The sequence below is a fragment of the Pseudomonas sp. Pseu.R1 genome, assembly GCF_045764065.1.
Taxonomy (GTDB): Bacteria; Pseudomonadota; Gammaproteobacteria; order Pseudomonadales; family Pseudomonadaceae; genus Aquipseudomonas.
The window spans coordinates 1,007,161-1,021,290 of sequence record NZ_JBJGEE020000001.1 but is presented as its reverse complement, the minus strand read 5'-3'; the positions used below and the strand labels follow the sequence as shown (position 1 = coordinate 1,021,290).

General features: G+C 59.6%; 8 protein-coding genes. 4 read left to right on the top strand and 4 right to left on the bottom strand.

What is annotated here, in order from left to right:
- Position 1: 1 nt before the first annotated feature.
- Positions 2 to 3,466 (bottom strand): transcription-repair coupling factor, encoded by a 3,465-nt coding sequence (gene mfd, locus ACI5GA_RS04850; RefSeq protein WP_421421971.1) that lies wholly within the window; start codon positions 3,464 to 3,466, stop codon positions 2 to 4.
- A gap of 181 nt (positions 3,467 to 3,647) precedes the next feature.
- Here mfd and ACI5GA_RS04845 point away from each other — a divergent pair, with 181 nt between their 5' ends.
- Complete coding sequence (locus ACI5GA_RS04845; RefSeq protein WP_404630663.1) at positions 3,648 to 5,111, top strand: glyceraldehyde-3-phosphate dehydrogenase; 1,464 nt, start codon at positions 3,648 to 3,650, stop codon at positions 5,109 to 5,111.
- 72 nt (positions 5,112 to 5,183) lie between these two features.
- Here ACI5GA_RS04845 and ACI5GA_RS04840 read toward each other — a convergent pair whose 3' ends face one another.
- Positions 5,184 to 6,473 carry an MFS transporter gene (locus tag ACI5GA_RS04840; RefSeq protein WP_404630661.1) on the bottom strand — a complete coding sequence of 430 codons (1,290 nt, stop codon included), beginning with the start codon at positions 6,471 to 6,473 and terminating at the stop codon, positions 5,184 to 5,186.
- 294 nt (positions 6,474 to 6,767) lie between these two features.
- On the opposite strand from ACI5GA_RS04840, the gene ACI5GA_RS04835 reads away from it, so the two are divergent.
- The 3 genes from ACI5GA_RS04835 to sthA all read left to right on the top strand — a co-directional run bounded on the left by ACI5GA_RS04835 (position 6,768) and on the right by sthA (position 12,702).
- On the top strand, positions 6,768 to 11,006 hold the full coding sequence (locus tag ACI5GA_RS04835; protein WP_421421967.1) for a dermonecrotic toxin domain-containing protein: 4,239 nt from the start codon (positions 6,768 to 6,770) through the stop codon (positions 11,004 to 11,006).
- A gap of 1 nt (position 11,007) precedes the next feature.
- Entirely contained in the window at positions 11,008 to 11,187 is a 180-nt protein-coding gene (locus ACI5GA_RS04830; protein WP_421421966.1) for a hypothetical protein, read from the top strand.
- A gap of 120 nt (positions 11,188 to 11,307) precedes the next feature.
- Positions 11,308 to 12,702, top strand: a complete 1,395-nt coding sequence (sthA, locus tag ACI5GA_RS04825; protein WP_404630657.1) for a Si-specific NAD(P)(+) transhydrogenase — start codon at positions 11,308 to 11,310, stop codon at positions 12,700 to 12,702.
- Positions 12,703 to 12,744: 42 nt separating this feature from the next.
- On the opposite strand, the gene ACI5GA_RS04820 is transcribed toward sthA, so the two are convergent.
- Together ACI5GA_RS04820 and ACI5GA_RS04815 are read right to left on the bottom strand one after the other, a co-directional pair.
- Complete coding sequence (locus ACI5GA_RS04820) at positions 12,745 to 13,467, bottom strand: glycerophosphodiester phosphodiesterase (protein WP_404630655.1); 723 nt, start codon at positions 13,465 to 13,467, stop codon at positions 12,745 to 12,747.
- Positions 13,468 to 13,503: 36 nt separating this feature from the next.
- A complete protein-coding gene (locus ACI5GA_RS04815; RefSeq protein ID WP_404630653.1) occupies positions 13,504 to 14,091 on the bottom strand; it encodes a PilZ domain-containing protein in 588 nt (195 codons plus the stop codon).
- Positions 14,092 to 14,130: the final 39 nt, after the last annotated feature.

The following is a 14,130-nucleotide window of genomic DNA, read 5'->3' as shown; positions in this document are numbered from 1 at the left end:
CTTAAGACGATTGTGTAGAGGGCAGCGGCGTCAGGCGTTCGAGCAGCGCTTCAAGGTGATTGAAACGCTCTTCGGGACGCTCCATGGGTACCATGAATTTGAACAACGTAGCGCCTTCGAATTTGTAACGCTTGGGTTGGCCCTGAATCAGCTTGATCAGCGTCAACGGTTCCACTGGAGTATCGGCGCCGAATTCGATTCGTCCACCCTGCGGCCCGGCATCGATCTTCTTGATGCCCAGTTGCTCGGCCTTGAGTTTGAGCAGCGTCATGCGAACCAGATTCTTGGTCGGTTCGGGCAGCAGGCCGAAGCGGTCGATCATCTCGACTTGCAGATCCTTCAGCCCCTCTTCGTCGGCGGCGTTGGCGATGCGCTTGTAGAGGATCAGCCGTGCGTGGACATCCGGCAGGTAGTCTTCGGGAATCAGTCCCGGCACCCGCAGGTTGATTTCCGGCCCGCCGCCCAAGGGCTGCTCCAGATTCGGTTGCTCGCCCTTGCGGATCGACTTCACCGCACGTTCGAGCATTTCCATGTACAGCGTGAAACCCACGGCCTGAATCTGACCGCTCTGGCCTTCGCCCAGCAGTTCGCCCGCGCCACGGATTTCCAGGTCGTTGGTGGCCAGCACGAAGCCCGCGCCGAGGTCCTGGGTATTGGCGATGGCCTCCAGGCGCTTTTCGGCATCAGGGGTGATCTGCTTGCGTGGTGGCGTCAGCAGGTAGGCGTAGGCCTGGTGGTGACTGCGCCCGACGCGGCCGCGCAACTGGTGTAGTTGGGCCAGACCGAACTTGTCGGCACGCTCGATGATGATGGTGTTGGCGCTCGGCACGTCGATGCCGGTTTCGATGATGGTCGAGGCGATCAGCACGTTGAAGCGCTTGTGGTAGAAATCGCTCATCACCTGTTCGAGTTCGCGCTCGTTCATCTGCCCGTGGCCGATGCCGATGCGCGCCTCGGGCACCAGTTCGGCGAGGTCGGCGGCGCACTTCTCGATGGTCTTCACGTCGTTGTGCAGGTAATACACCTGACCGCCACGCAGCAGCTCACGCAGCAGCGCTTCTTTGACGGTGGGTTTGTTCTGCTCCATCACAAAAGTGCGCACCGACAGGCGACGGGCGGGCGGGGTGGCGATGATCGACAGGTCGCGCATGCCCGCCACGGCCATGTTCAGGGTGCGCGGGATCGGCGTGGCGGTCAGGGTCAGGATGTCGACTTCGCTGCGCAGCGCCTTGAGCTGTTCTTTCTGGCGTACACCGAAACGGTGCTCTTCATCGATGATCACCAGGCCCAGATTCTTGATCTTGACGTCGTCCTGCAACAGCTTGTGGGTGCCGATGACGATGTCGATCTTGCCCTCGGCCAGTTCGGCGACTGCGGCGTTCACTTCCTTGGCGGACTTGAAGCGGCTCATCACCTCGACCTTCACCGGCCAGTCGGCGAAGCGGTCGCGGAAGCTGTTGTAGTGCTGCTGCGCGAGCAGGGTGGTGGGCACCAGAATCGCTACCTGCTTGCCGCCATGAACGGCAATGAACGCCGCGCGCATGGCCACTTCGGTCTTGCCGAACCCCACGTCGCCGCAGACCAGCCGGTCCATCGGCTTGGGCGCGAGCATGTCGGCGCGCACCGCCTCGATGGTGGTTTGCTGGTCCGGGGTTTCTTCGAACGGGAAGCCGGCGCTGAAGGTCTCGTAGTCCAGCTTCGGATCGGCGAACGCATAGCCCTCGCGCGCGGCGCGGCGAGCGTAGATGTCAAGCAGTTCGGCTGCGACGTCGCGTACTTGTTCGGCGGCCTTTCGCTTGGCTTTCTGCCAGGCTTCGGAGCCGAGTCGATGCAATGGGGCCAACTCGTCGTCGCTGCCGGTGTAGCGCGCGATCAGGTGCAGGTTGGCGACCGGAACATACAGCTTGGCCTCGTCGGCATAGGCCAGCATGAGGAATTCGGCGACCTGGTTTTCCACTTCCAGTGTGGCCAGCCCCAGGTAGCGCCCGACGCCGTGATCGATGTGCACCACGGGCGCGCCTTCGCGCAGCTCGGCCAGGTTCTTGATCACGGCGTCGTTGGCGTGGCCGTCCATGCGTTTTTCGCGACGGCGACGCTGCATGACGCGCTGGCCGAACAACGGGCTTTCGGCGATCAGCGCCAATGCCGGTTGCTCAAGCACCAGACCTTCGTCCAGTGGCGCGATGGTGATCGCCAGGCGCTCCTTGCTGTCGACGAACTCCTGCCAACTGTCCACGGTCTTCGGGCGCAGTTTCAGGCGGTCGAGCAATTCGAGCAGCACTTCACGGCGACCGGCGGACTCGGCGGTGAACAGCACACGACCGGTGAAGGCGTCGAGGAAACCCGACAGGGCCGCCAACGGCTGATTGGCCTTTGCCTCGATGGCCAGGTTCGGCAGCGCCTGTGCCGGGAAACGCTCGCGGCCCACGCCGGTTTCGAGGTCATCCTGACTGGCCACGACCCGAGGCCAGCTTTTCAGGCGGGCAAAGCAGTCTTCCACCGGCAGGAACAGCTCATCAGGCGGCAGCAGAGGGCGGTCCGGGTCGATGCGGCGCTCTTCGTAGCGATTGCGCACGTCCTTCCAGAAGGTTTCCGCCGCCGCTTCGATGCCCGGCAGCGAGAACACCTGGGTGTCTTGGGGCAGGTAGTCGAACAGCGTGGACGTTTCTTCGAAGAACAGCGGGATGTAGTACTCGATGCCCGCGGGGGTGATGCCGCTGTTCAGGTCCTGAAAGATCGGGCTGCGTCGGAAATCCACGTCAAAGCGCTCGCGGAAGCGGGCCTTGAAACGCACCACGGCCTCTTTCTGCAGCGGGAATTCCTTAGCGGGCAGCAAACGCACCGAATCGACCTTGTCGATCGATCGTTGGGTGTCCGGCTCGAAGGTGCGCAGGGTTTCGATCTCGTCGTCGAACAGGTCGATCCGGTAAGGCAGTTTGCTGCCCATCGGAAACAGATCGATCAGCGCGCCACGCACTGTGAACTCGCCGTGTTCGTAGACCGTGTCGACGTAGCGATAACCGCTGGCTTCAAGCCGTGTGCGCATCACTTCAACATCGAGCTTCTGGCCGACGTCGAGCACCAGGCTGCTGCCAAGCAGGAATCTGGTCGGCGCCAGGCGATGCAGCGCGGTGGTGATCGGCACGACCAATACGCCGTGTTCCAGCTCCGGCAAGCGGTAAAGGCTGGCGATGCGCTGGGAAATGATGTCTTGATGGGGCGAGAAAAGATCGTAGGGCAGGGTTTCCCAGTCAGGGAAATGCAGCACCGGCAAATCGGGGGCGAAGAACTTCAGTTCCTGTTCCAGCCGCTCGGCGCTCTGGCTGTCGGCGGTCAGGAGCAGGGTGAAGCGTTTCGCAGCGCTCGCGGCCTCGGCAATAGCCAGGCTTTGGGCGGCGCCGGGCAGGTTGCCCCACTGTTGTTTGCCGCTGGCGGCAGGAAGAATCGGTAGGCGCAGAACGGGCACGGAAGGTAAGGCTCCAGGCGTTGCGGCAAAGCCGGGGATTGTAACTAAATCGGGATTCCGCTGTCAGTTTTGTGCGCGTCTTTGTGGGTGCCAAATTATGTAGTGCCCGGCAATCTCAAAACTCCGGATTGCTTATAAACAAAGGCTTGAGCATAATGTAGTCCCTTTTTTCAGCCCCTACATGTGGAAGGTTCCCGTGACTCAGAAGCCCGACCAGTGTCTTGGTGAATGGATCGATCGTGAAGCCCTCGCCGAGGCGATGATCCCGCTTATCGGTCAGCTCTACCGCAACAACAACGTGGTGAGTTCGATCTATGGCCGCACTCTGATCAACCGTTCAGTCATCGCAATTCTCAAGGCTCACCGCTTTGCCCGTCACCGTCAGGCTGACGCGACCGAATTGTCCGTACACGAGACTTTCCCGCTCATCAAAGCGATGAGCGAGCTCAAACTGGGTGCCGCTTCGGTGGACCTGGGCAAGCTGGCCGTCAAATACAAGTCTGAGGCCAATGGCCGTACCGCCGAGCAGTTTGTCCGCGAAGAAATGGCCGAAGTCGTCGGTCAGCAGAATTCCGGCGCCCGTAAGGGCACTGACGTCGTTCTCTACGGTTTCGGCCGTATCGGTCGTCTGCTGGCGCGTATCCTGATCGAAAAAACCGGTGGTGGCGACGGTCTGCGTCTGCGTGCCATCGTCGTGCGCAAAGGCTCGGAAAACGACCTGATGAAGCGCGCCAGCCTGCTGCGTCGCGACTCGGTGCACGGTCCGTTCGACGGCACCATCACCATCGACGAAGCCAACAACACCATCACTGCCAATGGCAACCTGATTCAGGTGATCTACGCCAAGAACCCGACCGAGGTGGACTACACCCAGTACGGCATCAAGGACGCCCTGCTGGTCGACAACACCGGCGTATGGCGTGATGCAGACGGTCTCGGCCAGCACTTGCAGTGCCCGGGTGTCGATCGCGTGGTGCTGACCGCACCGGGCAAAGGCAAGCTGAAGAACATCGTTCACGGCATCAACCATCAGCAGATCTCGGCCGATGACAAGATCGTGTCGGCGGCGTCCTGCACCACCAACGCCATCGTGCCGGTGCTCAAGGCGATCAACGACAAGTTCGGCATCGTCAACGGTCACGTTGAAACGGTTCACTCGTACACCAACGACCAGAACCTGATCGACAACTTCCACAAGGGTGACCGTCGTGGCCGTAGCGCTGCGTTGAACATGGTCATCACCGAGACTGGTGCGGCCACCGCTGCTGCCAAGGCACTGCCTGAACTGGCAGGCAAGCTGACCGGCAACGCGATTCGCGTTCCGACGCCGAACGTCTCGATGGCCATTCTGAACCTGAACCTGGGCGCAGAAACCACCCGTGAAGAAGTCAATGAATACCTGCGCCAGACTGCGCTGTATTCCGACCTGCACAAGCAGATCGACTTCGTGAACTCTCAGGAAGTGGTCTCCACCGACTTCGTGGGTTCGCGCCACGCCGGTGTGGTCGACGCTGAAGCCACTATCGTCAACGACAACCGCGTTGTCTTGTACGTGTGGTACGACAACGAATTCGGTTACAGCTGCCAGGTGGTTCGTGTGATGGAAGATATGGCCGGGGTCAACCCGCCTGCGTTCCCGAAGTAAGCTGACGCTAAATGAAAACGCCCCGACATTGTTCGGGGCGTTTTCATTTCTGCTCACAACTCGCAGCTGCTTTTACCCCGCAACAGCTTCCATACGCGTCTGGTTGCCTTTGCGGAACAGCACCAGCGTGGCGATCAGGCCCAGCACGGCAGCACCGCTCAGCCAGATACCTGGAGCCGCCTTGTTGTTCAGCTCATGGATCAGGTAAGTACAGGCCGCCGGGGTGAAGCCACCGAAGGTCGCAGTTGCCAGGCTGTAAGCCAGGGAGAAGCCGGTGGTACGGACTTCAACGGGCATGATTTCGGTCAGGGACACCACCATCGCACCGTTATACGAGCCGTACAGGAACGACAGCCACAGCTCGACCATCAGCAGGTTCCCGAAGCTCGGGTTGGACGTCAGCCAGGACAGGGCAGGGTAGGCGGTAATGATGGCCAGAATGGTGGCGGCCAGCAGCAGTGGTTTGCGACCGATCTTGTCGGACACAGCGCCCATCACCGGCAGCCAGATGAAGTTGGAAATGCCTACGCAGACGGTGACCAGCAGGCTGTCCAGGTCAGACAGGTGCAGTTCGGTCTTGCCGAACGTCGGGGTGTACGCCGTGATCAGGTAGAACGACACGGTGGTCATGACCACCAAAGCCATGCCTGCGACAACCAGGCCAAAGTTGGAACCGATGGACTTCATCACTTCGCCCATGGTTGGGCGGTGTTTGCGAGCGCGGGCTTCGAACTCAGGGGTTTCTTCCAGCGAGCGGCGGATGATGAAGATCGCCGGAACGATCATGCAGCCGACCAGGAACGGCACCCGCCAGCCCCACTGGCTCATGTCTTCCGGGGTGAGCCAGTGGTTCAGGCCGACTCCCAGCAAACCGGCGAATACCACGGCGGCCTGTTGGCTGGCGGACTGCCAACTGACGAAGAAGCCCTTGCGGCCCGGGGTCGAAATTTCCGCGAGGTAAACCGACACGCCGCCCAGTTCCACACCGGCCGAGAAGCCTTGCAGCAGACGGCCGATCAGCACCAGCAGCGGTGCGGCGACGCCCAGTGTCGCGTAACCCGGTACGAAGGCAATCAGCAATGTGCCCATGGCCATCAACGCCAGGGTGATGATCAGACCTTTCTTGCGGCCGTGATGGTCGATGTAGGCACCCAGGAAAATGGCACCCAGCGGGCGCATCAGGAAGCCCGCGCCGAAGGTCGCCAGTGAAAGCATCAGCGATGCGAATTCACTGTCGGCAGGGAAGAATGCCTTGGCGATGGCCGTGGCGTAGAAGCCGTAGACCATGAAGTCAAACATTTCAAGGAAGTTGCCGCTGACAACGCGAAAAATCGCCTTGCCTTTGCCTGTGTTCGAGGCCATTTGGAATTACTCACTTAGGCTGTCTAGCTGGGGGATCCGTTGTATTTGTGCGTCCTCGCCTGCGCCGTCCGAGCTTGGCCTCCAACTGCGCAGATTTGTAACGATATGTGTAAAAGTGGCGGATGGCAATCAGAAGACACTCATCATCCTGCGCTGTTTTTCCCGGCTAGACCGCTGATCGCAATATTTATCTATGTCATATGCAGCGCTGATCTTGCGTTAACTCGCCAGAACGAATCCTGACCGTCCAACGGATCGGCCAGGTTTGGCATAAACCTGCGAGTTGACGACAGAATGAATAGTAAGTTTCACCTGATTGATGTTTTTTCCCACCGGCCTTCGCTGCCCGTCGAAGCTTCCCGCGCGTTAAAGACCGAGCTTGAGAAGCAATTTCCTGAATTGAAGATCGATCCTGATCTCGCGACGGTCACCGAATTGGCTCAGACCAGCGGTACGACGCTGACGGCGGCGCTGCAGGTCAGCTTTCTGACCGGGAAAACGTTTCAGTGGCGCGCGGAGCAGCACAGGCTGATCGCTGACCCAGCAGCGACGCCACCTCTTGAACTGGCTGTGGATATGGCGCAGTTGGCGATTCTCATCGATAGCGTTTCGCTCAGTCTTCCGGATGTTTTCATTCAGGCGATTACCTGTTTTTGGGATCGTGAATTTGAGGGGGGAAAGAGCCCTGGCCGTCAACTGATTGATGCGTTTGAACAACGCAACCTCAAATTGCGGCGACCGGAAATGAGTGATGCGTACTGGCGCGAGCGCTGTGAGCAAAAAGCGCTGCATGTTCTGGACGCACAGCTGATGGCGATCGAACGGGTGTCGTCACTGGCGTTCCAAGACTACGAGGAAATGGAGCGTTATCTGGCCAAGGTCACCGATATTGCTCCGTTGCTGGACGATGAGCCATCGATCGGGGCCGCAACGGTCACCCGCATGGATCAGTTGCCACAATGGCTGGCCAGCGCCTCGTCAGCCGACCGTCTTGATTACAGTCGTCGCCTGTCTGCGCTGGCGGTCGTGGCGGACAATGCTGCGGGTGAGGCATGGAACGATGATTTGCCTCCAATTCTGGAGTTTGCGCGGCGGGAAATGCAGGACGGCATGCTCAAGGATCATCCGGAAGCGACAGGCCTGACCCTGGATGATGTGACCGTCCACGTCGCCAAGGTAGTGGCTGCTGCGGTGTCATCGGCTGGGCAAATGGTCGCCGTGGGTGGTGTGCAGGAAACACAGCGTATGAGCGTGGCAGCGTTCGCGCTGGGCAACCTTTCGAGCTTGCCCAACGCCACCATTACCCTGTCGATGCGCGACGGGGGGCCGTTGCCTGCATGGCTGACGGTCGATTATCTGAAAGCTCTGATGGTTCGTGCTGATGTCGGAGACGCCTATCCCAAGCGCGTGGAGCGCTATTTGGTGACCGACGTCGCTCAGGCGGCACGGCGGAAAATCCTGTTCACCGATCAGTTGCGCGTGCAGTTGCCACTCAAGGCACTTGAGCAAAAAATTCGCGGGCAAGGGCAATTGACGCAAGCGGGCGTGCGACTGATCGATGCGCTGGTCGATAAAAATTCGTCGACCAAAAACGTCGTATTGCGTCCGCTGGCCTGGGTCGCACACGCCGGTGCCAAGGCGGATGAGGTTTGCAACATGTTTGTGGTGGGCGCGGCGGATACCTCGGAGGGCCCCGTCGTGTTGTATCGCCCCTTTGTAGCCGAACCGTTGACGGAGTATTCGACATGGTCGGCCCTTCGAAAAGCGATCGTCGACGAGGGGACGTTGCAGGAGCAGGTGCTCGTCTGGATGACCGAACAGGGTCGTGAGCGTTACGCCAACGGCGGCTTTGAACAGCCTCATATCGCACGGTTCGGTCAAGGATCGGATTTCGCGCCGATCCCGACGCCTGCACCTGCACAACTGAGTGTCAGCCCGGTTCCGGGTGACGTCATGAGCGCGCTGTTCAACGCGAACGCCCAGGCATTGATCGATCTTGCGGATCGAGAGTCGATTTCCAATGCTGAAAGCCGCTGGGCGATGATTCAGCAGGGCGGGTGGTTGGCGCTGGAGGCCGTCATGCCATTTCTCTCAGGTGCAGTCGGCACGGCGCTGTGGTTGGTGCAACTCATGACGGGCGTTGAGCGAGTGCTGGCGGCAGGTGAGCAAGGTTCGTCTGCGGCAAAGTCAGAGGCCTGGAGCTCGCTGCTGCTGACGTTGGCCATGATTCTGTTGCATCAGGGATTCAAGCCAGGAATCGCTGTTGCTACCTCAGAAGTCGGAGGGCTCAAGCCCGCCGATGGGTCGGATCCTGTGCTCGGAGACGATACTTCTGTGAAGCCGGTCAGCACTGAGTCGACACCGCTGCTGGATTTCTCCTGGACGAACCTCGGTCATCGTCTGACTGGCGACCAGGTTCTCCAGTTGGAGCGCATGAAGGTGGAGGAGACATCGGCTTTTGAAGGCCCGTCCTCGATGTCTGGGCGAGAAGGGCTCTACCTTCATGACAATCGATGGCATGTGAGGCTCGACAGCGGGATGTATGAGGTTGTTTTTGTACAAGGCGACATTCATATCCTTGATCCACAGAATGTCCGTGTGCCGGGGCCTCGCATCAGACACGACAGGCTTGGCTGGGCGCTGGACCTGTCGCTACGGCTGAAAGGCGGAGGGCCTACGCGCAATGCCCGTCAGATGGCGCTGGAAAATGCCGCCAGGCTAAAGCAGGTCATGGCGCGCGACGTGGAACTCGGGCGACAGAGAGCGGCGTTGTACAAGAAATTTGAGGGTTGGGAACTGACCACTCGGAACGTGGACAGGCAACTCCCGGGGCCAATCTACGACCTGATCGAAACGGATCTGAATGCGCTCAGGGCGCTGTTCGAGGAGCGAAAGCAGCTCCAGCAAACCCTGCGTCCGGCCGACCGGCTCGGGGAAAAAGTCACAGCGACGGATTTGCAGGGCATAGCTCGGCGCATTGCGTTTCTGGAGGCACTGCTGCTGACGAACTCGGTAAAGCTGGCGCGTGATGCCTTGGTGGCGCTGCGTTCTGATGGCGGCTATGTGACGGTCACGAATGTCGATGCTTATCTGGCACTTTTTTCCGAGCTGGTGAAGCTTCAGGACCGGGCGGTGACGTGGTCTCAGGTGCGGGAGGATGTCTGGGTGGAGCTTCGGGACGTGCCCAAGGTCGGAGAGAGCTACTGGCGGGAAGAGGCGCTGGAATTGCAGCAAAACAATCTGGTCTCTCACTTGGCGTGGCGCGTTGACCGCATGTGGTCGTTACTGGAGCTGTGTTTCACCCGGGACGTTATTTTGTCGGGAGAAGGGGATCATCAGTTCAGAAGGTTACGCGTCGATGATCCCTTGCATGCCGCCTTCAGTTCACATGTGGAGCTGGAAAAGCCCAACGACTACAGCGTTCAGGAGCAGATTGAAGTGTTGGAAAGCTCGTTGCGTGAGTATGAGCGTTGTAGCCTCGTCGCAAATCATGCACGCGATGGTGGGGCCGATACGCTGGACGCCCATTTCATGGACCGCTTCATGGCCGAGTTGTCGGCGATTTCCGAGCGCGCCGAGAAACGATTGTCGGACTTGGTGCGGGAGAGTACGGAGTCGGTGCCCCGGCGCACGGAATATGTGCCGCGAGTGAAACAGACGCGCAAGCGCGTCATCAAGACCCGAAACCACCGAACTTTGGTGGGGCGCGTGAGGGATGGAGAAACGGACTTTCCGGGGGTTGTGGTCGATGTCACTAAAGCCACGAGCGATACGGTGGTCGGGACCTATCACTTGCACGAAAACGGAGAATGGGTCGAAGTCGAAACCGTGCGCCCCCCGAAACCAGAAAGGCCCAAGAGCGTTGTTACGCTGGATGAGCTCAAGCGTCGAGCCAGCACCGTTCTTGCTCGGGTCGACACAGATATCAACGAGGCTCGACGACTATCGCTAAAAACTTATGAGCCTGCAGACATCGAAAATATTCTGGTGCTTCAGGGCGACAGGTTGAACGAGCTGGCGGACAAGTTCGCCGCTCACGTCAGCGGATTGACCGAAGATCAGATGAAGACGGATCCCGCATCACTTGAAGCTGGGAAGTTGCGCGCCGCTGCGGCCCGGCTTGTCGCCGAGGGGCGCAAGTTGCGTATCAACATGATCAAAGCGCAACCGCCGACTGCGACGCGCCTCAGTTATCTCGCCAGCGAGCAGCAAGTCGACATCGCTCGTTACGAAGGGCGCAAGAATATGTCCGGCTCGAAACGCAATGACTTTCTTCAGGAGTACGTCATTCGCAACAAGGACCAGACCGTATTGTGGTGGGCGCACTTTCATTACGCCAACGAAGATGCGCCAAACGCGGCGTTTACCGCTGCCCACTTGAAATTGCCGAGCCAGCGATTGATGGGGTATAGCGCTCAGGTGAAAGCCGCTCGGGATAACAAGGACGTGGTCAGCATCTATCGTAGTTATATTGGCAAAGACGTGGCCCAGCGCTTGTTCCTCGACCTTGTCGTCGAGCCGAAAAAGAACTGATGTGAACGCGATGTCTGCGAGAAAAAAACCGCAGGAGCTGACACAAAACCACAAAATTGCAGCTTTTGTTGTGATTCAGAGCACCAAGGGCATTATTATCCGCAGCAATCCGGCATTCGACCGGCTGTTGGAGTGTCACGTAACGCACGCATTATTCGCCTGCGACGCGACCAAGGGTTAATGTCCACCGCGGCGCAGGCCGATTAGACTGCGCCGCGAGTTTATTCTTCATGCCGTCCGTGGCGGCGTGAGTTAGCCGGAGACGCCAGCGTGGCGTCTCGGCCTGTTCTGAGGAGTACGCATGGCTGTCTACAACTACGACGTAGTGGTGCTGGGTTCAGGTCCGGCGGGTGAAGGCGCGGCAATGAACGCGGCCAAGGCTGGACGCAAGGTGGCGATGGTCGACAGCCGTCGTCAGGTCGGCGGCAACTGCACCCACCTGGGGACGATCCCGTCCAAGGCGCTGCGTCACTCGGTCAAGCAGATCATCCAGTTCAACACCAACCCGATGTTCCGCGCCATTGGCGAACCGCGTTGGTTTTCCTTCCCTGACGTGCTGAAAAGCGCTGAAAAAGTCATCAACAAACAAGTGGCATCGCGCACCGGTTACTACGCGCGCAACCGTGTTGACGTGTTTTTCGGCACCGGCAGCTTTGCCGATGAGCGCACCGTTGATGTGGTGTGCAACACTGGTGTCGTGGAAAAACTGGTCGCCAACCAGATCATCATTGCCACCGGTTCCCGTCCTTATCGCCCGGCGGACATCGACTTCAGCCACAAGCGCATCTACGACAGCGACACCATCCTCAGCCTCAACCACACCCCGCGCAAACTGATCATCTACGGTGCGGGCGTGATTGGCTGTGAATACGCGTCGATCTTCAGTGGCCTGGGTGTGGACGTCGAGCTGATCGACAACCGCGATCAGTTGCTGAGCTTCCTTGACGCCGAAATTTCTCAAGGCTTGAGTTACCACTTCAGCAACAACAACGTGATGGTGCGCCACAACGAGGAATACGAGCGGGTCGAAGGCTTGGAAAACGGCGTGATCCTGCACCTCAAGTCCGGCAAGAAGGTCAAGGCCGACGCCTTGCTCTGGTGCAACGGCCGGACCGGCAACACCGACAAGCTGGGCCTGGAAAACGTCGGCATCAAGGCCAATGGCCGTGGTCAGATCGAGGTTGACGAGGAGTACCGCACCAGCAAGCCGAACATCTACGGCGCAGGCGACGTGATCGGCTGGCCAAGCCTGGCCAGTGCTGCGTATGATCAGGGCCGTTCGGCCTCGGGCAAAGCGGTGGACAACGGCACCTGGCGTTTCGTCAACGACGTGCCGACCGGCATCTATACCATCCCGGAAATCAGCTCCATCGGCCAGAACGAGCACGACCTCACCCAGGCCAAGATTCCGTACGAAGTGGGCAAGGCGTTCTTCAAGAGCATGGCCCGCGCGCAGATCTCCAACGAGCCGGTGGGCATGTTGAAGATCCTGTTCCATCGTGAAACCCTGGAAATCCTCGGCGTGCACTGCTTCGGCGACCAGGCTTCGGAGATCGTGCACATCGGCCAGGCGATCATGAACCAACCGGGTGAAGCGAACAGCATCAAGTATTTCGTCAACACCACGTTCAACTACCCGACCATGGCCGAAGCCTATCGGGTCGCGGCATACGACGGCCTCAACCGGCTTTTTTGAGCGGCTCCGGCCGGTGGCCTGAGCCGGCCGGAGAGACCGATTTCAGTAATTCCCGAGGGTGGCGCTGGCCAAACCGGGAAAGTCTGTAATCAGGCTGTCGACGCCGAAGTCGGCGAGTCTGCGCATCAGCGCAGGCTCGTTGACGGTCCAGACCGACACATGCAGGCCCTGACTCTGGGCTTTCTTCAGGCGTTCCGGCGTGCACAGCGTCCAGTTCAGCGCCAGAATCTCACAGCCATAGTTTTGCGCGACTTTGAGCGGGTCGAGCCAGGCGTACTCGGCCACCAGACCTCTCGAGATGTCCGGCGTCAGTTCCAGTGCGGCCCCCAGCACTTCCCGTGAACTGGAGGTGATGGTGATTTTGTCCAGCAAACCGTGACGCTGGGCCATTTCACGGATCGCCAGCACGGTGGTCGCCGAGCGGGTGCGTGAGGCGCTTTTGACTTCCAGTTGCCAGTGATCGAAATCGCACTTCTCGAACAGCTCTTCCAGACGTGGAATCGGGCATGGTTGAACCCAGCCCGGACCGCCTTTGCGCGCGTCGTAGGTCACCAGATCCGCCGCGTCGTGTTCGACCACCTTGCCGCGACGGTCCGTGGTGCGTTTGAGGGTGGGGTCGTGGATCACCATCAGTTCGCCGTCGCGGGACAGGTGCAGGTCCAGTTCGCAACGTTTGACCCCGTGTTTGAGGCATTCCTGAAAGCTGGTCAGGGTATTTTCCGGTGCTTCGCCTTTGGCGCCGCGGTGGCCATAAATCAGTGTCACAGGTGCTCCTTGGATAACGCGCCTAAAGGCTGAAAGTCAGTGTGTATCGGGATTGCTTTGCTCGCGTGCCAGTCTTCTCTGGGCGGCTTGTCGTTGCAAGATATGTCGGGCCAGTAGCTGGCGCTGGGCTTCGCTGAGGTCGACCCACTCGGTGCCCACCTCAAAATCGCCGATGGTACGGGAATGGCACTGGGTGACTTTGGCCCGCAACATCATCCCCGAGGCCTGCGGCATCAGCACCATTTTCACGGAGAGCAGGGTGTCGACAGGGAAGGGCTGATGCGACTCGAATTGCAGCCCGCCTTCGGACATGATCACTTTCTGCGGGGCGCCGAGTTTGCCCAGCACGGTTTGTGCGACCACCTGGCCGAGCAGGTCGATGCGTTTGCTCATGGCTCGCAAGAAACTGTTGGTAGTGCGATCACGGTCGTCGAGCTGACGCAGCAGATGCTGGGATTCGAATTCGGCGACGTGCAACTCGCTCAGCAGGTCGAAGAGGGTGGAGGTGTCATGGTGGCTGTGTTCGTCGACGGAACCCGAGGCTGGAATGCGTTGAATTTCCAGTGCGACGCTGTCCTCGATACGGTAGTATTCGCGGCGTTCTTCTTCATCTAGTGTCGGCATGGCGAACCCATGGTAGCAGCGGTTGTCAGAGTGATTGCG